The organism is Streptomyces sp. NPDC020747, assembly GCF_044334695.1.
Lineage (GTDB): Bacteria > Actinomycetota > Actinomycetes > Streptomycetales > Streptomycetaceae > Streptomyces.
In genome coordinates this window covers 227,764-248,405 of sequence record NZ_JBIRTJ010000008.1, presented here as the reverse complement: position 1 = coordinate 248,405, position 20,642 = coordinate 227,764, and the positions used below count along the sequence as shown (strand labels likewise).

Sequence of the window (20,642 nt, the reverse complement as noted above, 5' to 3'; positions counted from 1 at the left end):
CACGTGGTGAAGGGATGCCGGCCACACGGACCGGCGGTCACAGCTCGGGGTCGGTTGACCATCAGGGGGTTGGCGTGGCGGGTCGGGACTTGAGGGCTCTGTTCGGCTCCAACGACCACCAACTGGGGGCGGATGAGGCGTTCACGAACCGGGAGGGCCAGTGGCGGGTGCTCGTGAGCGCCCTGGACGGACACCTGCAGCACATCAGCGCTCCGGGTTTCGACGCCGCCGACCTGGAGGCACCGCGACGGAACCTGCTCGTCTTCCACGGAGTCGGCGGCATCGGGAAGTCGACGCTGTCCCGGAGGCTGGAGGCCGCGCTGACGGATGCCGAACGCAGGCCGGCGCAATGGGGCGAACCGGCCTGGCGCGGGCCGCGGATCGTCCCTGTCCGGCTCGACTTGGCGCGCTCGGCGAATACCGACTTCGAGCGTGTCGTCGTCACGATCCGGCTTGCCGTCGCGGCCGCGGTCGGTCGGCCCATGCCCGCTTTCGACATCGCGCTGCGTCGCTACTGGGACCACCAGCATCCGGGCGAGCCGTTGGAGGAGTACCTGCGCGGTGACGGCTTGGCGGCCCGCTTCGGCGCGGCGCTTCCGGAGCAGATGAAGGCGGCGCTCGGCGAGGTCGCCCAAGGCTTGGCACTGCCGGGGATGCTCGGTTCCACGGTCGGACAGCTCACCGGGGCGCTGGTGGGAGCGCTGCGCGAACACCGTCGCTCAGTGAGGGCGTTGGCGGGCTGCGCGCGGCTGGCCGACCTGCTGGAGGCCGACACCGACCTGGAGGCGCTCTCGTACTACCCGCACCTGCTCGCCTGGGAGCTGGCCCGCTTACCCGCCCGCAAACAGATCGCTCCGGTGGTGCTGCTGGACACCTTCGAGGCCGTCGGGGACCGCACCCACCGGGACATGGAACGGCTGCTGCAGCACGTGGTGTGGCTCATGCCCAACGTCTTCTTCGTCGTCACCGGACGCGACCGGCTGCAGTGGGCCGACCCGGCCCTGCACGGTCAACTCGACTGGACCGGCCCGGCAGCCTGGCCCGGGCTGGCCGACCGCGCTCTGCCGGCGCCCCGCGCCGCCGCAGCCGATCCGGGCAGTCGCCGTCAGGTCCTGATCGGGGACTTCAGCGACGAGGACCGCCACGACTACCTCACCCACCGCCTCGCCACCGACGGCCAGCCTCTGATCGACCCATCGCTGCGACGTGTGATCGCCGAGCGCTCCCACGGCCTACCTCTGTACCTCGACCTGGCCGCCATGCGCTTTCTCGAGATCCGCCGCACCGGCCTCACGCCGCAACCGGCCGACTTCGACGTCGAGTTCCCCGCCCTGATCGCCCGCACCCTCACCGACCTCACCCCCGACGAACGCCACGTCCTGCGCTCGGTCAGCCTCCTGGACGCCTTCGACATCCCCCTCGCCACCGCCGGCGCCGGAATCAGCCGCGACGCCCCGGTCCTCCGCCTGCTCGAGCGGCCCTTCATCCGCCACGCCCCCACCGGCCTTTGGCCCTACCACCTGCACGACCTCATCCGCTCGACCCTGCGCGCCGCCGAAGACACCACCGACGACCGCTGGTCACCCCGAGACTGGCGAAACGCGGCCGAACGCGCCCACATCGCCGTAGGCCAACAGTGGGCCGAGCACACCGGCCCCGGCCGCCGTCTGCTGATCGCCTGCCTACGCCAAGGTCTCAGCCTCGCCGCCGAGTTCCGCCTCGACCTGCGCTGGCTGACCGAGGCGGCCTGGCAGTACGTCAGCGACTCGGTGTGGGAACCCGTCACCCCCGCGCTGCGGGACACCGGCGACGAAGCACATCTACAGACACCGGCCGACGCCCTGGTCGAACTACTCAACACGCTCGGCCGTCGACAACACGAACACCGCCGCAGCACGGCCAACCGGCTCGCCACCGTCATCGACGCCGGTCTGCTGCCGGAGGAGCTGAGACAGATGGCGCTCTACTACCTGGCCAAAGCCCACCGTGACCTCGGCCGCTCAACCGCCTCCCGAACAGGGATGCAGCAGGTCGCCGACGGAGGAGGCCGCCTCGCCCCCGCCGCCCGCCGCGGCCTGGCGCACCTCGCCCGCCTGTCCGGCGACTTCCCTACCGCCTTGACCGCTGCCGAGACCTTGGGGTGGGCCGGCCGGCAAAACCGCGTACTCGGCGACATCTACTGGCCTCAAGGCGACATCACACGAGCAGCCGACAACTACGAACATGCCCGCGACGATGCCGAACAACACGGCATCGCAGGAGAACGCGCAACCGCCCAGGCACACCGGGCACTTGCACTGGCCTTCGCAGATCCCACGACCGCAGACAGCGAAATCGTCCTCGCCCGCCACCTCCTGACCGACCTCACACTCCACGCCACCACCCTGACCGTTCACATCGCCGGCCTCATCCGCGACGCAGGCCGCAGCACGGACATCGACGAACGCGCCCAGGTCCTGCGCACCGAGATCGACACCGCCGGGCTGCCTTCCGTCCTCTCCCTTCTTGAGCTCGCAGTCTGCTTCCACCACGCCGTCCGCGGCGACGAGGAACTCCTCACCACCGCCATCCACCGACTACGTCGGCTTACCAACGACGGCGACCACGGCTACCTCGCCGACATCGCGCACTTCATGGGCGACCGACCGATCACACCAGCCGCCCGGCCTGTCCGGTGGTTGGAGAGCCAAGAGACCATCCGCCAACGCTGGCGCACGCTCGTCACCGAAAGGCGAGGCACTTAGCAGACCGTGTCTTGTGGGGTGAGTGCACCTCCTTGACTGCGAGCCACTCCACCGGGATCGAAAGCCTTCGACAGCAGGCGGCGGTGCTCATCGACTGAGAACTGATGCCGTTCACATACGCCGCTCAATCGGCCGTCGAACTCTGCCCTCGGCTTCCCGGTGCAGAAGATCATGTGCGGCCAGTGGCGTTACGCCCCCTGCTGATGTGGAGGCCGAGGGCGACTGTGGCGAGCACGGCCGAAAGGGCGCTCGTACCGAGTGCGCAACCCGGGTACCCACACCGCGCACGTACCGGGAAGGCCTACGACCTGCTCCAGACGGCCGTCGGCATCGTGGACGAGCGCGCCCAGGACGCATCGGACGGCGACGTCCCCGACGCGGAGACTGGGCCCGCCGTTCCGGCGCCGGCCTGGTGGCCCGTAGACAAACCCCACCTTCGCTGCTGCGAGGGCTTCCACGACACCGACCCAGATGTCGCCGATCGGATCTGTTTCGGTCCCGGGTGGGAGGTGCCGACGTCGCTGCCGCTCGTGGACAAGTCGGATGAAGACAGTTCGTTCTTCCGGCTTGGTGTCTCACAGCACGTCGACGACGACAAATCCAAAATCTGGCTCGGCGTCGGCGACCATCGCCATGGCCGTCATCTCACGGCATCCGAGGCCAGCAATCTGGCCGCGGTGCTCTGGGAAGCTGCTGAGAACGCTGAAGCATTCACATGAATGCCACCGGGCATCCCTCACTCCCAGCCCGTATCGAGGGCGTCGCCATCGACGCGCTGCAGGACCAGGGCGCATGGTGGCCGCGGCCGGAACGTGGGTCCAGACGGTTCACGACAGGGCCGCCGGGAGCGGTGAGGACGGCGGGTGGTGCGTCAGCGACCCACTCCGCAATCGCGGCAAGGGACTTCGCGCCGGCCACTACCACGCAGGCGGCGCGCAAGGACGAAGGCGAGGGGATCTCTGGGAATCGGACGACGCATTCCTTGCCGTCGACGGCATGACCGTCAGTACCCGTAGCCAGGAGCCAGGAGCCAGGAGGAGAGTGCGCTTCTCTGAGAAGTACCAGCAATGTCTTCCAACTACACGTCCGCTACCGGCTCTTCAACCGTAGCCGGACAGCGGGCCGCTCTCCAACCGGGAGCCGCAGGGCAACGCGGAGTCCGGTCGGGGTGTCCTGACCGTGGCGGGGCGGGGCTGGCGACCCGCTGGGTGGTCGCCGGAGCGTGGGCACCCCGCAGAAGGCTGTTGAGCGGAACTGCGCTTGACGCGGGACGCGCACGCTCCAGCCATCGTCGACCGGTTTCACGCCAACGACCCGGACGGCGAACCCTCGTGGGCCTGCGGTGTCGGCGCCGGGCACTAGTCTCGTTCGCCCGGCAAGGAGCCGATGAATCCAGGGGGAGTACGAGACCGTCATGCCCGACAATCACACCGGATACCTGATCTCCGTCGTCGACGACGATCCGCTGCGCGCCCGTAAAGACGCGCGCGAACTGCTGGCCGCGCTCGGCGAGGTGGACCCCACGGTCAAGCTTGACCTTCCCGAGCCCGGCAGTCTGACGGGGTTCGGCGACAAGGGCGGGCCGTCCGCCGAGACCGTCGGGTTGCTGCTGAGCGCCGGTTCGTTTGTCGTCGCGCTGGTGCAGACGTGGCTGGCGCGGGTACCGCAGCGCACGATCGTGGTCAAGCGGCCCGACGGAGCGACCCTGTACATCACCGGCAAGGAGGCCCGCGAGGACGACACGCTGGTCGAGCGGTTCCTCACGGACGACAGCGACGACGGCACGACGGCGGGCTGAGCGGCGATGACCGACAACGACCGGCACGCGCTACTCGTCGGCGTCTCCACGTACGACAGCGAGACGTACGCCGACCTCCCGGCCGTACGCGCCGATATCCACTACATGCGGGCTGTTCTCGAGAACACCGAGATCGGCATGTACAACGAGTGCGCGCTGGCCGCCGAACCGACGCGCGCGGAGATGCTGCATGCCGTCGAGACGTTCCTGGAGGCACGGCAGCCCAGTGAGACCGCGCTGCTCTACTTCAGCGGACACGGCGAGTACTGCGAGCAGGACGGCCAGTTGTACTTCCTGACCCGGGACACCGACCCCGCCGACCTGCCGGGCACGGCTGTACCGGCGGAGTTCTTGGAGCGGATGCTCCAGTCCTGCCGGGCCTCCTCCAAGCTGGTCCTGCTGGACTGCTGTTCCAGCGGGTCGGTCGTCCAGGGCTGGACAGCCAAGGGCCCGTCGGGCGCACCGGACCGGCCCGCGCCGAGCACCCTGCTGCGACCGACCGGTGTTTACTTCATCACCGCGTCCGACGCCCTCCAAGCAGCCTCCGCGATGGCTCCGCCCGGGTCGGGCCTCGGCACCTCCCGGTTCACCGGGGAGATCGTCGAGGGGTTGCGCAACGGCCGGATCAAGGAGGGGGGCTGGATCACCCCGGACGACCTCTTCGATTACCTGACCGCGCAGATGGTTCGCGACGGCGTGCCGGAGGAGCAGCGGCCCACCAAGTCCACGATCAGGGCCACCCGGAGCCTTCCCTTCGCCCGGTCGGTGGCACGGCCCGTGCGGCTCCCCACGCTCCCCCACGATGCCTCCGGAGCCGTCCGGCACTCCCCCGCGCTGCTGAAGGCCCGAGAGCTGGCAGGGGCGGACGAGCGGGACGGTGTCGACCGGCAGGGGCTGCTGCGGTACTACGCGGACTGCCTCACAGCGCAGGCGGCGGCCGGAATGCGGCCGGACCGGGACAGCGGCCGGGACAAGAAGTACTTTTTGCTGGCCCAGGGCGAGGAGACCATCCAGTCGGGACGCGGACCTCACATTGTCGCGCCCGGAGCGCTACCCCGGCCGCAGGAGCGGAGCGGCTCGGACACCGAGGCAGGTTCGCGACAGGAGTACTGGTACGGCTATCCGGCGATCACGCTGCCCGCGCGGGACAGCGGCCGGGGGCGGCGCGCGACGGTGGAGCTGGCGCCGTTGCTCATCCAGCAGATGGAGCTGGCACCGGACGAAGAGGGCCGGGACGTGCTCCGGCCCAGCGGTGTGCCGTCCCTGCACAGCGGCGTCGTCTCGGAACTCCTGGACGCGGGCGACGCGGCGGACCTGGTCGCGCGCTGGCAGCCGGCCTGGCAGGAGGGCAACGACGCCCAGATGCTGCGCGCCATAAGGGAGTTACTGGACGAGCTGGGGCTGCCGGAACTCGAACCGCTGGACCCGGCCGCGCTGAGCGACCGCACGGTGATGCAGGCGCTGCGGCCCGGGGCCCACAACGCGGCCGTGCTGCTGGTGCCTTCGGGCGCGGAGGTCATGGCCACCCAGGCGCTGGTGGACAACCTGCTCCAGATCTCCACGCGGACCACGCAGATCGCGGGCACCGCCCTGGACGCGCTGCTGAACGGCGGGGCCCGGCAGGTACCGGCGCCGACCCCCGTCGCCGCGAGCCCGGTGACGCCGGTCTCTCCGGGGCCGTGCAACGAGAGTCAGGAACTGGTGGTTTCGTCGGCGATGACCCAACCGCTGACGGTGGCGACCGGACCGCCCGGCACCGGAAAGAGCGAGGTCGTCACGGCCATCGTCACCACCTGTGTCGCCGCGGGGCAGTCGGTGTTGGTCGCCTCCACGAACAACGAGGCCGTGAACGTCGTCGCCCAGCGCTGCGACGACATCGCGCCCGGGCTACTGATGCGGACGGGCAACGCGGAGGCGCTGGAGCGGGAGGCGGCCAAACTGGAACGGCTGCTCGCCGAACCGGCCGGGGCGGCACGGCGCGGATCGGCCGCGGTGGGCGGCGAACTGCGCAACACCCGGGGAACGGCCGACCAGCTGCGGGCACAGGCCGCACATCGCGTCGGCGAGGAAGGAAAACTGCTGGCACTGCTTCGCGACCGGGAGGAGCGGGCCGCGGCCCTGGAGCTGCCCCTGTCCCTGCTCGAAGGGGTCTGGGCGGGGGGCGTCGACAGCGTGGCATCGCTGGATCGGTGGGCGGAGCGAGCGCGGAAGACTGTTGGGGCCCGTTGGTGGCAGCTGGGGGCATGGCGGCGCGGACGGGCGCTCGCCGCTCTGGTCGCGGCAGGGGCAGAACGCCCCGACGGTGCCGGACCGGCATGGCCGGAGTGGGCGGCGGGACGACCCGTGCCGCCCGAACTGCTCGAGTCTCTTGCCGGAATCGTGTCGGTGGAGCGGGAGGTACGGGAACTCGTCCACCGGCATGAGGAATGGGACGAGGAAGGGCTCAAACAGTCCCGGCTCGCGACGGCGGAGGCGCTGTCCGGGCTGTCGGCGGAACTGTCCCGTGCGCTGTCCGCCGAGGCCCTGAACGTGGCCACCGGGCTCATGAACCAGCGGCTCCAGGCGCTCCGCCGCCGCTCCGGCTACCAGCGCAGCCAGAAGAATCTGATGACGCACATCAGAGGATGGGCGGTCAGCACCCACTCGGTGCGACAACTGGAACTCGTCCCGAAGCTGTTCGATCTCGTGGTCATCGACGAGGCCAGCCAGTGCTCCATCCCGTCGGTGCTGCCGCTGCTGTTCCGGGCCCGTCGGGCACTGATCATCGGTGATCCCATGCAGCTCGGGCACATCCCCGGCGTGTCACCGCAGCAGGAGCGTCAGGCACGGGTACGGAACGGGCTGAGCGCCGCACAGTTGGAGCACCACCGCCTCGCCTACCACGTGCACTCCTCGTACCACGCGGCCGAACAGCACGGCGACAGTACGCTGCTCCTCGACGAGCACTACCGCTGTCACCCTCACATCGCGGACGTCGTCAACGGACACTGCTACGGGGGCCGGTTGCGCGTGCTGACCGACGTGCGGCGGCAGGTGCCGGCGCACGACCCGGTGGGAGCGGCCGACCCGGCGCCGGTACTCGGCTGGGTCGACGTACCGTCCGGGGAATCGGCGCGCGGAGGCGACGGGCAGTCCTGGCGAAATTCGGAGGAGGCGGTAGCCGTCCGACGCGTGGTCGACGGACTGCTCGCGGGGCTTCCACCGGACGCGACGGTGGGAGTGGTCACGCCGTTCCGGGCGCAGAAGGAGACACTGGCACGGATGTGGCGGGACGACGACCGCGTCCGGGTCGGCACCGTCCACACCTTCCAGGGCGGACAACGGGACGTGATGGTGCTCAGCCCGGTGGCCGCGCACAACACACCGCCCCGGACCACGCACTGGGTCGCGAGCCAGGTCAACCTGTGGAACGTGGCGGTCACCCGGGCCAAGTCTCAGCTGATCACCGTGGGCAGCCACGCCTTCTGGCAGGACCAGAGCGGGTTGCCTGCCCTCCTCGCCGCGCGCTCGGCACCGCTGGGAGCGGGCGAGCGCGGCACTGCGGCCGAGGCCGGCATGCCCGGTCCGGCGAGCGAGGCCCGCGTGGACCTCGCCGACCTCCTGCAGCACTACCTGGCCGGACGAGGCGTCACCGATCTGGAACGAGCCGTTCTGGTGGGCGGACACCCGGTGGACCTGCTGTTCACCGACGTTGGCGAGAACACGGCGGTGCTGATCGACCCCGGCCCGAGGCCCGGCGAAGACCCCGCGCGGCACCTTCGGCTCACCCACGCGCGAGGCGACCTGCTCACCGGACTGCCCTCCGGGGGCCACGGGGCCAAGCCCGGCCCCGTGAGCCGGACGGTGCGAGTGCCCGCCTGGCGGATACTCGCGGGCGAGACCGCGCTGGCACCGCTGTTCGACTGAGCGGCTCACCCTTTTGCACATCCCCCGGAAGGACACGTGCAGTTCACGCCAGGGTGACAAGTGGCGGTGATGGAACACGCGGCGGGCGTCAGGGCGCGGTGGACACTCCTCCACCCACTTCAACGCGTCGGTTCTGCACCCGAACCGGCCGTGCACGCACCCTTCACGGTGAACCCATCTGGCCTGGTTTCAGATGTAGCACTTGAATTGAGGCAGCGGGTTCCGGTCGGCCGGAATTTCTCGCGTAATCTCCCCGACAACGCCCGAGAACTAGATCGCAATGGGCAGGAGTCCACCCAGGGCAGCCGAGTTCCAGTAGCGGATGTGGCGGGCTCTGGGAAGACTGCTGTCAGGCGCCCTTCGGGGCGCGCAGTCGAGCGGTGAGTCGAAAAGCGCCCGTACTCCCGATAACTCCCACCAGTATCCCAGCTCTGACCAGCAGCTCCGGGGCATTTCCGGGCCAGGGTCCAATTCGGGCGCCCTCCGCATCGCTTGTGGGCTCCTCCCACCGCTGCATGGACACCTCGATCAGCCGGTTCGCGTGGTTGCGCGCTTCGGCCAGGACCCTGGCGTAGTAACGGAAAAGGACTTGAATACTCTGCTCTGCTCTGACCTGCCCGGCGTGCGCATGCTGCACGGTCGACACCGGAAACCAGCGAGAACGAGATGCCGGCGTGGCGCGGGTCGTATGGGCGCTTCGCCGGCTCAAGGGCGTGCTCGTCGAGCGTGAGAGCGTGATGAGGATCTGTGAATTCGGCTCTGGCCGCAGTTTCGTGATTCTGCCGATCAGTGGTGTAGCTCTACTACGACGTTGTCGTCCTCGTCGGAGAGTTCGAGGCTGTGCTGCCAGCCGAATCGGGCAAGGTGCGTGGACAGGTCGTTGATCCGCTGAGGGTCGATCACACCATTGATCAGGGTTGTCCCGTCGTCGGTCTGATCGATTTCAATGCGGCACCAGGCGGTTTCGACTTCGTCGGAGTACCAGGAGGCCGACCGTGTCCTCCAGCCGAGCGAGCCCAAGCGGGATGCCACCTGGGCGGGATCGACACCCCCTGCGAGGATGCCGCAGACGTTGTTGGCCATGTCGGCCAGTGCGGTATCGAGCGGCCGGTCGCTGTCATCGCTGGTAGGTGTGCCCACCTGCGTAAGTATCGGGTACGCCGGGTCATGACTGAGTGAGGATGCGGATCCGGAGGGGGTCGAACGAGGCTCGCCCATACATTGCTCGCTTCAGCGTATTCACGCGGTTTACGTGTCCCCCCACGACGCCGGAACTCCAGAGGAGGGTGAGGCCGGCGGTGACGGCATCAAGGTCCTGGCGCAGGAACCCCCGCGAAACCCTTAATGGGCGGCGATGCGGTTCGTTCGGCCTCGCGTATCCAGTCCTCCAGCCGGGGGCCTCGGCGATGTCGGAGCAGGTCGGCGAACGCGCGGGCGAAGTCGCAGGTCGCGGTGATGTCCGGGCAGGCGAGCCATACCTCGTCCAGCCCTGCGGCGCTGCGTGGTGACAGGTTCTCGCGGGCATGCATGATCCGGTGCGGAGGTAGCGGGTGAGCGTGGAGTGGCCGCCCCGGTAGCCCTGCTCGTGGAGGCGTTGGAATGGCTCCTTGCCGCTGGTTCGACCAGACGCGAACTCGGCGTGCAGGAAGGGCTTGAAGCGGTCGTTGGGGACGCTGTGGCGGTCGCGGGCGGAGGCGAGCAGGGTGTCGAGGCCGTTGTCGCGGGAGTGGCGCACGGTCTTGCGGTCCGGGCCCAGGCGGCGGGCAATCTCGCTGACCGGGTAACCGATATTGGCCATGCGGTTGATCTCCACGTGCCGGTTCAGGACACGCTGGATGATCAACGTCGGAGGCAGGGCATCGAGCACCTGCGGCTGAACGGGACGGCCCTGGCCCCGCTCTGCGTGCTTCTTGAGGTAGCCGCGGTGCTGGTGACAGACCTGCTCGACCGCCCGGCCCGGGACAAGCCCAGGAACAAGTGCCGTCGATCAGCAACTTGCACCGCATCTGGGCAGGCCGTGGTCGCAGCGAGGCTGTAACTGCTGTCGCGGTCACGGCAGATGACTTCGGCGCCGGGCTGCGCGGTCAGCCAAACGAAGGTACGGCGCAGGCAAGTTGGCCGATCGCAGATGAGGCGGCGGACCGACAGGTCAATGACGACGGGCGCCCGGCGACGGCGGTATCGGCGAGGTGCCGCTGGTAACGGCCGTGGATACGATGCGCGGCCATGCGCGGCCATGCGCAGCCGGGGCAGTCCACTACGAGGTCGTCCCGAGTACGCGCGGTGACGTACGCCGTGCCACCCTCGACAAACACCCGCTCCACCAGCACCGTCTCCAGGTGCGGAAACGCTATATCCAGAAGCTCGTCACACTTGGGTGACGACGCCAGGTAGCTGACATTCCGTCACGCTCCACGAAGATCTTGTCTGAACCACTTTCAGGAAGCCTCATGAGCCCCCGACATCGCGTGCTCGGCCCGGGTTCAAGAGACGGCGAAGCGACACGCTGCAGCCAGGCGACCATGTCACCGTCGGCTTCGCCGACTCTCTCGCCCTTAACCGCCGGCCCCTCGGCAAAGGTCGCGCCCGGGGGCGGATGCGGCACGGACTTGTGACTGGCAGGCGTGATCTTCGCTCGTCCGGGAGGGACGACACGGGCGGGAGCGCAGCGTGGGGTCGCTCCCGCCCATGGCGGAGACGCCTGTCAGAGTTGGGAACCGCCGCCGTCCACGGCGAGTTCGGCGCCGGTGGTGAAGGTGGCGTCGAAGGCGAGGAAGGCGACTGCCTTGGCGATCTCGTCGGGGGTGCCCACGCGCAGCATGGGGACGTCCGCGGCCATCTGTGCCTTCGTCTGTTCCGCCGCTTCCGGGGGCATCGACTTCTCCAGGATCCCGGAGTCGATCGGGCCGGGGCTGACCGCGTTGACGCGGATCTTCCGTGGCAGCAGCTCGCGGGCCATGCTGCGGGTCATCGAGCGCAGGGCCGCCTTGCTCGCCGCGTATGCGCTGAGCGCGGGAAGGCCCAGCACATTCACGACCGAGGTGGTGAGCACCACGCCACTACCCTCGGCCAGCAGCGGGACGAGTTTCTGCACCGTGAAATACGGGCCCTTGGCGTTGATCGTCAGCAACTCGTCGAAGAGCTCCTCGCTCGTCGCCTCGAACGGTGCGAATCCGTTCACACCCGCGTTGGCGAACAGGGCGTCGACCGTGCCGAACTCGGCTTTCACGCAGTCGGCCAGCGCTTCGATGTCGGCCAACGACGACGCGTCGCTGCGTACCGCGCTCGCGCTGTCGCCGAGCTGGTCGCGGGCGGTATCCAGCGCAGCCTGATTGCGCCCGGTGATGAGCACCCGTGCCCCTTCGCCCGCGAGGAGCCGGGCGGCGGCCAGGCCCAACCCGCTGCTGCCTCCTGTGATCACGGCGTTCTTGCCCTCGTACTTGCCCATGGTGGACATCCTCTGTTCCAGGAATCGGCCTGCGGATCATGCCCCTCCGGGGCGGCCACGGAGGGACGGCATCGAGTCAACAGCCGTCTGCGGCAGGGCGTCCAAGACCTGTTTCGCACCCCCTCATGCAGGATCGGCATCACGAGTGGCACGAGTAGGGTGTCTGCATGTCCGATGAGGTTTCGCCCGCTCCGGCGCTCCATCCCGGCACGGACCTCGACTTGAGGCTGGTGCGGTACTTCACGGTCGTCGCCGAGCATCTGCACTTCGCCCGGGCGGCGACCGCGCTGCACGTGGCCCAGCCCTCCCTGAGCCGTCAGATCAAGCGGCTGGAGGACGCCCTCGGCGTGCGTCTGCTGGAGCGCACCACCCAGGGCAGCGCTCTCACCGCGGCGGGTGCGGCCTTCCTGCCCCAGGCGCAGGCACTCCTGCACTCCGCCCAGCAGGCGGTGCGGGCCGCACGCGCCGCGGCGCCACCGCGCACGATCACCATCGGGTACGTCGAGGACCTCGTCATCACTCCCGCGGTGCGGGACCTGCGCCGCCGTCATCCCGACGCCCACGTCCGCACCCGGCATCTGGACTGGAACGAAACCCGCGCCCTTCCCGACGGCCGGGTCGACGTGCTCGTCGCCCGCGCGCCGCTTCCCATCCCGGACAATGACCTGAGTGTGACCGTCCTCTACGACGAACCGCGGGTACTCCTCGTGCCCGCGTCCCACCGCCTCGCCGACAAGGAGTCGGTCAGGCAGGACGACTTCGCCGACGAACCCCTGTCGGCCTGTGCCGGCATGGCCGCGGTCTGGACCGGGTTCTGGCGGCTCGAATCCCGGTCAGACGGCAACCCGGCCCCATTCGGGCCGCCGCTCGTGGACGCCTTCGAGGACAAGCTCGAAGGCGTCGCGGATGGGCGCGCGGTCGCCGTCGTACCTGCGTATGACCGGCGCTACACGCTCCGGGACGACCTCGCCGCCATCACCGTCGACGACATCGAGCCCTGTCAGGTGGTCGTCGCCAGCCGCGCTGGCGACCGCAACCCGCTCGTAGCCCACTTCCGGGAATCCTCGCGCCGGTTCCTCGAACCCCGGCATGAGGAAATGACACCTTCCTGAGACGGCCGTCCAGCGACGCGGCCTGAGACAAGGAGAAGGTCAACAGGTCACAGCGCCGTCACCTGACAGCAAAACCGAGAACCTACAAGCGACGTAGGGTCTCAAAAGCCTTGGCGGAATCTCACGGCAGTTGGCAGGTGGCCGGCAGAAATGCCACTGCCATGAGACTTGCAGTTCAGCGTCGGCGGGGAACTGACGGGCGGAGCGCGAAGGCCACATCAGGACGGCCCGCACCGTGGCGGGCACTTCGAGCGGTTCGGCGTGCCCGCGGTCCATGAGGTCGCGTGCGCGGCGCAACCGAGCCGGCTCCTCCGGTGTCACCGGCGGAGCGTATGGCCCGTGACTCCCGGACGGGCGCTCAGCGCCTCGTCTCGTACCTGGTCAGGATCACGCCGCCGGGAAACGTCCGCGTCTCCACCAGGTTCAGGTTCACCCAGTTGTCCAGCGCGGTGAAGAACGGCGTGCCGCCGCCCACCAGGACCGGCACGGTGGCCAGCACGTACTCGTCAATCAGCCCGGCCCGCATGGCCGCCCCGGCGAGCGTCGCGCCGCCGATGTCCATCGAGCCGCCGTCCTCGGCCTTGAGCCGGGTGATCTCGGCGACCGCGTCGCCGGTGACCAGGCGGGTGTTCCAGTCGACCTTGTCGATCGTCGAGGACAACACCACCTTCGACATGTCCCGCCAGCGGCGAGCGAACTCGATCTCCGCCGGGGTGGCGCCCGGCTGCTGGTCGCCGGTCGGCCAGTGGGAGCTCATCGTCTGCCACAGCTTGCGCCCGTACAGCGACAGGTCGGTCGCCCGCAACTGGTCGGACCAGAACTGGAACAGCTCGTCGCTCGGCACGCCCCAGCCGATGTCGTCGCCGGGCGCGGCGATGTAGCCGTCCAGACTCAGGTTCATGCCGTAGATCAGTTTCCGCATGGCGCCAGCCTCTCGTGAGTCGGTCTCACGCGTACAGACCGGCGCGGCGCGTGAAACTCATCGGTCCGCGATCCGAGCCCGCAGGTAGTCCTCGTGCTCGGTGGCTCAGCCGCAGACTCATCGTTCCGCCGAGGAAATGGCATCGATCTGAGACTGTCTTGGGTGACATCGCGGTGAGACAACAGAGAACCAGCAGGTCACAGAAGATCGACATGTCGTCGGCGGCGAGGCCTACACGCCCGTTGGTTGCGGCTGAGCCAGTGCGGCGAGCGGAGCCGGTGCCCTCTGGCTGCTACGGAGATCCCGTACCCCGCCGACCGCCGTACGTCGATCCGGGCGGCGAGGGACCTGAAGCGGCCCGTCTGCGGGATCTGCCGAGCCCGACGACCACGACCTCGGGCGCTCTCGCGGCGGCCTGACCACCAAGCTGCACCTGGCCGTCGAGCAGGAGCAGAAACCCATGTCCATGTCCATGTCCATGTCCATGTCCATCGTGATCACCGCCGGGCAGCGCGGGGACTCCCCGCAGTTCGAGATCGTTCTGGGCCGCGTCCGGGTGCCCCGGCTGGGGCCGGGCCGACCGCGCAGCCGGCCGAGGCGGGTGCGCGCCGACGAGGCGTACGCCTCCGGCAAGAACCGCTCCTACCTGCGCAGACGCGGCATCCAGTGCGCCATCCCCGACAAGGCTGACCAGGCCCGCGGCCGAAGGAAACTCGGCTCCCACGGCGGCCGTCCACCGAAGTTCGACCCGGAGGACTACATGGCTCGGAACGCCGTCGAGTGCGGCATCAATCGCCTCAAGAGACACCGCGCCGTGGCCACGAGGTACGACAAACTCGCGGTCCGCTACGAGGCAACCGCCCTGGTAGCGGCCATCAACGAGTGGCTGTGACCAGCACAGCTGCCGCCACGCCCTCTCCGAGGCGGCCAGCGGCTGATGATCCGCGATGATCCGCTCGCCCGAGCCTGAGCGCTACGGCCTCTGACGGGGGATGCCTGTCACGCCGGTGATGTCAGGAAGACGTCAGGCAGAAGGGGTGGCCGGCCGGATCCAGAAGTACCCGCCAGCGTCCGTCGCCGGGCTGATGGTCCGGTTTGGCCGCGCCGAGTTCCAACGCCAGTTCTTCCATCGCATCCAGGTCGTCAGCGCGGAAATCCAGGTGGAACTGTTGTGGCACGTCCTGACCCGGCCACTGCGGAGCCCGGTATCCGTCGACCCGCTGGAACCCCAGATCGCAGCCGGAGTCGTCCGTCAGAGCGACGAACTCGTCCGCGCTGAAGAGCTCGCGCATCCCGGTCAGTGCAGCGTAGAAGCTCGCCAGCGTCCGCGGGTCGGCACAGTCCAGAGTCACCCCTCGCAGTACAGCGCCTGGCACCATCCGCTCCTTCGCGTCCGCCCGTCTGACTCCGTGAGCCCTCGCTGCACGCGATCACCGGCCCACAGCCACACCGTACTCGCCACATCCACCGCTGAAGTAGCGGTTTACCCCTGCCTCAGAGCAACGGGTGGCTGTGACCGGCGCTTTCGATACATACCCTGGTGGAAGACCCGACCGTGCTCTTTCACTTGACGCTCAGAGGGGTCCTGGCTCGGTAGAGCTGCAGCATGTCGCGACGCCTCGGTGCGATCGCCGCGCGGGCTCTCCAGGAGCTGCAGATCAATAACAGGCTGCCCGGTCGTTGCCGCCCAGTACCAGCTCTGGAAATGCCGTTGACCACGCGACCGGCGAAACGACCGTACCTGGTGCCACGTCCTCGAACCTGGCCGTCACGCAGTCGAACAGCGGACGCCGTCGTCGCTCACCTACAGCGTCCGCGTAGGACAACTCGACGTACGCCTCCGCAAGATCCACGCCAGCCGGTACGGCCACTCGGTATTCCAAGTCCCTCGCCCCGTAGGACCAGGTCCACTGGTAGGGGAGCCGAAACGACTGGGTTCGCTGTTGAACGCCTCGGTTGGATGACAGCGGACAGAACTGCTTGTCCATCGCCCTCTGCCGGCTGCCGTGTGGGCCGCTGCGGCGAGCAGCCCCCGCTGGCCTCGACCGATGTCCAGGTGCCCGCGGGGACAGGCGGGTGCTCTTCAGGACCTTGGTGCCCTTCAGGACCTTGGTGCCCTTCACACCGCCGCCCACGCCGGAGGCGACCGTGCCGCCCGCGCCGCCCGCACCGCCGCGACCAGCGAGCAGGGCCGCTCGGACGATCCCGTCGGATGCCGCCACGACGCCTGCAAGGGCAAGGCGGTGCGTGGAACTGTTCATGGGGAGCCCTTCTGATGTCCGGTGTCCCGGGAAGTGGTGATGCGGGGCAGCGTTCCGGGATCGCCGGGAGGCAAGCAGGAACGGAGAGGCCGGGTCAGACCTGGCCGCGGAGCCTGGACTCCCAGCTGTAGACCGCCATCGCGGCGAGGATGACGACGCCGCTGGGGATCTGCCGGCCGGGCCCTACCGGTTCCGGCTTCGGGGGCCGACTGCTACGACACGCTCTCGCGTGAGCCACCGCCGAGCGTCCCGGGTGGGGGATCGACTCACCATGCGTTCCGCGCCGATCGGACGTCGTGCCGGCCCGCGAGATGTGGCGTTGATGACGGCCACGGAACAGCCACGCGAAGCAAACCGGTGTCCCTCTGAGGGATTGATTCCCCTGGTGAGAGGGGGTTGAGCGTCAACTTTCGCGTCGCCAACCTGGGTCGTGTCACAAGCCGACGGCCACGGTCGTGGGATGCCGATGACCATCCGGAGAGTGACAGAGGGATGGCTGCGGCTCCGCAGTCAGAGCCAGTCCCACCTGCCTCCTGATCTGGGTCGATCCGGCACGTCAGTCAGAGAAAAGGAAGACCTATGAGAAGTGTTGGGCAACCGCAGCGCAGGGCCATACTCACCGGAGGGCTGGCAGCCACCGCGGCCCTGGTCACCGGCTGTTCGTCGAAGACGGACAGTACGGGCCCGGCGACGACAGCCGGGGCGGCGGCGAAGGTCCCCTCCCCCTCCGCGAGCGCGGCGCCGAACTCCTCCCGGGCCGCGTTCGCACGGCTCATGGAAGGCAACAAGCGCTGGGTGAACGGCGCCCTCCAGCACCCCGACCGCGACCCCCGCCGCCGCGAGTTCGTCGCCCAGGCCCAGGACCCCTACGGCGTGATCCTCTCGTGCATCGACTCCCGGGTGCCGCCCGAACTCCTCTTCGACACCGGCCTCGGTGACCTGTTCGTACTGCGCACCGGCGGCGGAGTGGTGGGACCCGTGGTCACCGGTTCCGTCGAATACGGACCCATGACATCCGGAACTCCGTTGATCGTCGTACTCGGGCACCAGCGCTGCGGCGCCATCAAAGCGGCCTACGGAGCCATGAACACTGGCAAGAAGCTGCCCGGCAACCTGCAGTCGATAGCCGACGCCCTACGGCCCGCCTATCGCGCGACCCTCAAAGGGAAGACCGACGACCCGGTCGACACCATGACCCGCAACCACGTCATGCAGACCGCCGCCGACCTGCGCTCCAACAGCGACCTCGCCCCGCTCGTGAGGAAGGGCGACCTGGCCGTCGTCAGCGCCTACTACTCGCTCGACACCGGCCGGGTGGAAGTCCTGACCGGCGTACCCACGGCCTGACGGCCAGACCCGTCCCGGCCCGGCATACGCCGTCCTCGCCTCAGCTCAGCGACGCGGTTGCTCATGGCAATGGCGAACCAAAGCACGATGCGGACAGCGCAGGACCGATGACGCTCGGCACGTCCCGTCGCTGCGGCGGAGCCCGACGAACGCTGCCCCAGGCAGCCTGGCTCGCTCGGTATCACTCACTCTGGTTGGACATTCAGCGCAAACTGCCTGGCCATGCAGTCGCACGGCCAGGCAGTGGCGTCTCCGCCGAGGAACGCGGGAGACCGAGCATGGTCTGCAGCACTGTGGGCCGGATTGTCACCCGTGCACCACCAGCAGACGAAGAACCTCCTCGTGCCCTACTCCGCGAAGAAGCTGGGCTTCTTCTAGACCCACGGTAAAGAGCCGCGGTAAAGAGCCACGGTGAAGAGCCACGGTGAAGACCCACAGCAAGAGGCGTCTGACCTGGCCTTCGGATCGTCAGGCGTCTCCGGCTGCTCCGCCTGAGCACCGGCAGGCGCCTCCACCTGAGCACCGGCGGAGCCCAGCCGTACGCCGCCCCCGCCTCGTGTCACCCCCGCCGACGCAACCGCTACAGCACCGTCGCGAGCCGTTCCGCGCCCGGGCCGGAGACGGCCGACAGTCCTGCGGCTCGGCCTGTCGCCAGGAGGAGCAGGTCGCCTGCCGGGCCCCGGGCCTCGTCCTGGCCTTCGTCCTCGCCCCTCGACCAGTTCGCGTCCGTGGCCACCAGTCGTACGCCCCGCAGGCGCTTGCGGGCGCCGTAGAACGGGCTGTCCAGGACGTGCTCCAGGGCCGCGATCGTCTGCTCCTGAGGAGTGGGGCGCACGCGGCCCAGTGGTCGTGCGATGTCCTGGCCGTGGACCAGGACGTCGACCAGCGGATCCAACGGCGCGGACAGGGGTGCCCGACGAGTCGAGGCCGCTGTCTCGCGGAACTGCGCGACGAGTTCCGCGGGACCGAAGTCGGCCGCCCGCCGCCGCGCCGCGTCGAACTCCATCCGTTCCCAGTCGCCCCGCGCCCGGACCATCCCCTTGAGCATGCCGGGCAATGTGGTGCGCGTCGACAGGGTCAGGTGAGCCACCACGGCGTGCACGGTCCAGCCGGTGCAGAGTGATGGCACTTTCCAGTCGGCGCCTTCCAGATCGTCGAGGAAGTCGGCGAGGCCGAGTCGTTCGGCCTTCGTCCAGGAAAGTACCCGTTCACGGTCCATGACCGGCTCTCCTCACATGGGATGCGTGTGATGTCGCTGGTATGACCGGATGTCTCAGCCGATCTGATCGACCGTGTCATGTGACCTGGCGCACACACCTCCTCCCGAACCCACGCCTCACCACACACCGTCGTTCACATATGAAGACTCCTGCGTGCGTGCCGACCCGCCGAAATTAAGCGCTTGCTGCACACCCCTTGACGCCTTCGACGCCACCGCCTCAATAATGAGCGTCCACATATCTAAACTATGTTTTTCCTTGTGGACAAAGCTCATGGTCGTAGAACAGCGCGGAGGAACAGTGACTGACCCAGGCTCAGTACGCACTCGTTCGGCCACCCGCATCCGCCGGGGGCGAACGGCGGGCGCGTTCGCGTCCGTTGGCGTACTGCTCGCCGTCTCGGGATGCTCGGTGGCCGGCGGCGACCCCATCGGTGAAGGCCCCGACACTCTGCGCGTCGTACTGCCCGAGGAGCCCCCGACCCTCGAGCCCTGCGATGCCTCGCTCACCGCGACGGGCCGGGTGACGCGCGCCAACATCACGGAGGCGCTGACCGAGCGGGACCCGTCCACCGGGCGACTGGAACAGGCACTGGCCACCAAGTGGACGCGTAACTCACCCACTTCGTGGACCTTCACCCTGCGCGAGGGGGTCAAGTTCCATGACGATTCTCCGTTCACGGCCGGGGCCGCCGCGTTCTCGATCAAGCGTGCCACGGACTCGGACATCGACTGCAACGTAGACGGATACATCTTCACGGACAGCGAGATCACCGCAAAGGCCGTCGACGACACCACACTTGAGGTCACCACGGCCGAGCCGGACCCGATCCTCCCGCTGCGCCTGTCCTTCGTCGAGATCGTGCCGACGAGCACGGATCCCGATTCCAGGGTGCGCAAACCGATCGGCACCGGTCCGTACCGGATCGACGAGTGGAGCCAGGGCCGTTTCCTCCGTCTGAAACGCTTCTCCGGCTACTGGGGCGAAGCCCCCGACTACGCGGCGGCCAAGTACGTCTGGCGCGCGGAGGGCGGCGTACGCGCGGCCATGGTCACCAACAACGAGGCGGACGTGGCGATCGGGCTCGCTCCCGAGGACGGGGCGGGCGACCGGGCCGTCGAGTTCACCACCAACGAGGTCTCGTACCTGCGGATGGATGCCACCAAGGCGCCTCTCGACGACGTCCGGATCCGGCGGGCCATCAACTACGCCGTCGACAGGGAGGGTCTGGTCACCGCGGTCTTCTCGGGGCGGCCGAGCGGTCAGCTCGTCTCGAAGGGCGTCACCGGCTACAACCCGCGCGTCGAGCCGTGGCCGTACGACCCGAAGCGCGCCAAGCGGCTGGTCGCCGAGGCCCGCGCCGACGGGGTGCCGACCGACACCACGATCACGATCATCGGCCGCACCGGCATCTACCCGAAGGCCGCCGAGGCGATGGAGGTCGTGCAGGACGGCCTGCTCAAGGCCGGACTGAAGGTCAAGATCAAGATGCTGGACGTCAACGCCTGGCTGGAGTACCTGCTGCGCCCCTTCCCCAAGGGAATCGGCCCCACCCTCCTCCAGGCACAGCACGGCAACCAGGCGGGAGACGCCGCGTTCACGATGGGACAGATCTACGGCAGCAAGGGCGCCCAGAGCAGCTACGGCACCCCCGAACTCGACGCGCTGACGAAGCAGGCGCAGCTCGCGTCGGACGACAAGCGACAGAAGGCATTCGCGGACGCGTTCGCCCACCAGAACGACGAGGTCGTACGGGACGCCGTGATGGCCAACATGACCGGCATCCTCGCCCTCTCCCCGAACGTCCGCTACCGGCCGGACTCGGCCACCAACGACGAGATGCGGCTCTCCGACATGCGCCGCGCGGACCGAGGGAGGAGCTGA

At 68.8% G+C, this 20,642-nt stretch carries 13 protein-coding genes and 1 pseudogene; 8 read left to right on the top strand and 6 right to left on the bottom strand.

Annotated features, from left to right (window positions below; all coding sequences use genetic code 11):
- The first annotated feature begins 74 nt into the window (after positions 1-74).
- From ACH4YP_RS22500 to ACH4YP_RS22485, 4 genes are all read left to right on the top strand, one after another.
- Positions 75-2,744: an ATP/GTP-binding protein gene (locus tag ACH4YP_RS22500; protein WP_398492028.1), complete on the top strand. Its 2,670-nt coding sequence runs from the start codon at positions 75-77 to the stop codon at positions 2,742-2,744.
- A gap of 332 nt (positions 2,745-3,076) precedes the next feature.
- Positions 3,077-3,463: a hypothetical protein gene (locus ACH4YP_RS22495; protein WP_398492026.1), complete on the top strand. Its 387-nt coding sequence runs from the start codon at positions 3,077-3,079 to the stop codon at positions 3,461-3,463.
- Between the two features lie 695 nt (positions 3,464-4,158).
- A complete protein-coding gene (locus ACH4YP_RS22490) occupies positions 4,159-4,542 on the top strand; it encodes a hypothetical protein (RefSeq protein WP_361056716.1) in 384 nt (127 codons plus the stop codon).
- A gap of 6 nt (positions 4,543-4,548) precedes the next feature.
- Positions 4,549-8,448: an AAA domain-containing protein gene (locus ACH4YP_RS22485; RefSeq protein ID WP_398492024.1), complete on the top strand. Its 3,900-nt coding sequence runs from the start codon at positions 4,549-4,551 to the stop codon at positions 8,446-8,448.
- Between the two features lie 786 nt (positions 8,449-9,234).
- Here ACH4YP_RS22485 and ACH4YP_RS22480 read toward each other — a convergent pair.
- The 3 genes from ACH4YP_RS22480 to ACH4YP_RS22470 all read right to left on the bottom strand — a co-directional run bounded on the left by ACH4YP_RS22480 (position 9,235) and on the right by ACH4YP_RS22470 (position 11,896).
- Complete coding sequence (locus ACH4YP_RS22480; protein ID WP_361056710.1) at positions 9,235-9,588, bottom strand: hypothetical protein; 354 nt, start codon at positions 9,586-9,588, stop codon at positions 9,235-9,237.
- A gap of 25 nt (positions 9,589-9,613) precedes the next feature.
- Entirely contained in the window at positions 9,614-10,315 is a 702-nt protein-coding gene (locus ACH4YP_RS22475) for a hypothetical protein (RefSeq protein ID WP_398492023.1), read from the bottom strand.
- A gap of 837 nt (positions 10,316-11,152) precedes the next feature.
- Complete coding sequence (locus tag ACH4YP_RS22470) at positions 11,153-11,896, bottom strand: SDR family oxidoreductase (protein ID WP_361056704.1); 744 nt, start codon at positions 11,894-11,896, stop codon at positions 11,153-11,155.
- A gap of 167 nt (positions 11,897-12,063) precedes the next feature.
- On the opposite strand from ACH4YP_RS22470, the gene ACH4YP_RS22465 reads away from it, so the two are divergent.
- Complete coding sequence (locus ACH4YP_RS22465) at positions 12,064-13,008, top strand: LysR family transcriptional regulator (RefSeq protein WP_398492021.1); 945 nt, start codon at positions 12,064-12,066, stop codon at positions 13,006-13,008.
- A gap of 358 nt (positions 13,009-13,366) precedes the next feature.
- On the opposite strand, the gene ACH4YP_RS22460 is transcribed toward ACH4YP_RS22465, so the two are convergent.
- A complete protein-coding gene (locus ACH4YP_RS22460) occupies positions 13,367-13,930 on the bottom strand; it encodes a dihydrofolate reductase family protein (protein WP_361056698.1) in 564 nt (187 codons plus the stop codon).
- Between the two features lie 400 nt (positions 13,931-14,330).
- On the opposite strand from ACH4YP_RS22460, the pseudogene ACH4YP_RS22455 reads away from it, so the two are divergent.
- A pseudogene (locus tag ACH4YP_RS22455) lies at positions 14,331-14,822 on the top strand (transposase); the annotation flags it as partial.
- Positions 14,823-14,943: 121 nt separating this feature from the next.
- Here ACH4YP_RS22455 and ACH4YP_RS22450 read toward each other — a convergent pair.
- Positions 14,944-15,309: a VOC family protein gene (locus ACH4YP_RS22450; protein ID WP_398492020.1), complete on the bottom strand. Its 366-nt coding sequence runs from the start codon at positions 15,307-15,309 to the stop codon at positions 14,944-14,946.
- A gap of 1,461 nt (positions 15,310-16,770) precedes the next feature.
- Here ACH4YP_RS22450 and ACH4YP_RS22445 point away from each other — a divergent pair.
- Positions 16,771-17,538: a carbonic anhydrase gene (locus tag ACH4YP_RS22445; protein ID WP_398492018.1), complete on the top strand. Its 768-nt coding sequence runs from the start codon at positions 16,771-16,773 to the stop codon at positions 17,536-17,538.
- A gap of 580 nt (positions 17,539-18,118) precedes the next feature.
- Here the strand turns inward: ACH4YP_RS22445 and ACH4YP_RS22440 are convergent.
- Positions 18,119-18,757, bottom strand: coding sequence for a maleylpyruvate isomerase family mycothiol-dependent enzyme (locus ACH4YP_RS22440; protein WP_398492017.1), 639 nt, complete (start codon positions 18,755-18,757; stop codon positions 18,119-18,121).
- Between the two features lie 301 nt (positions 18,758-19,058).
- Between ACH4YP_RS22440 and ACH4YP_RS22435 the strand changes: the two genes are divergently transcribed.
- Positions 19,059-20,642 carry an ABC transporter substrate-binding protein gene (locus ACH4YP_RS22435; RefSeq protein WP_398492015.1) on the top strand — a complete coding sequence of 528 codons (1,584 nt, stop codon included), beginning with the start codon at positions 19,059-19,061 and terminating at the stop codon, positions 20,640-20,642.

Excerpts from the sequence above, each read along its gene's own strand:
- ACH4YP_RS22490 (WP_361056716.1), top strand. The coding sequence starts at position 4,159 with ATGCCCGACAATCACACCGGATACCTGATCTCCGTCGTCGACGACGAT.
- ACH4YP_RS22485 (WP_398492024.1), top strand. The coding sequence starts at position 4,549 with ATGACCGACAACGACCGGCACGCGCTACTCGTCGGCGTCTCCACGTAC.
- ACH4YP_RS22470 (WP_361056704.1), bottom strand. The coding sequence starts at position 11,896 with ATGGGCAAGTACGAGGGCAAGAACGCCGTGATCACAGGAGGCAGCAGC.
- ACH4YP_RS22465 (WP_398492021.1), top strand. The coding sequence starts at position 12,064 with ATGTCCGATGAGGTTTCGCCCGCTCCGGCGCTCCATCCCGGCACGGAC.
- ACH4YP_RS22460 (WP_361056698.1), bottom strand. The coding sequence starts at position 13,930 with ATGCGGAAACTGATCTACGGCATGAACCTGAGTCTGGACGGCTACATC.
- ACH4YP_RS22450 (WP_398492020.1), bottom strand. The coding sequence starts at position 15,309 with ATGGTGCCAGGCGCTGTACTGCGAGGGGTGACTCTGGACTGTGCCGAC.
- ACH4YP_RS22445 (WP_398492018.1), top strand. The coding sequence starts at position 16,771 with ATGAGAAGTGTTGGGCAACCGCAGCGCAGGGCCATACTCACCGGAGGG.
- ACH4YP_RS22440 (WP_398492017.1), bottom strand. The coding sequence starts at position 18,757 with ATGGACCGTGAACGGGTACTTTCCTGGACGAAGGCCGAACGACTCGGC.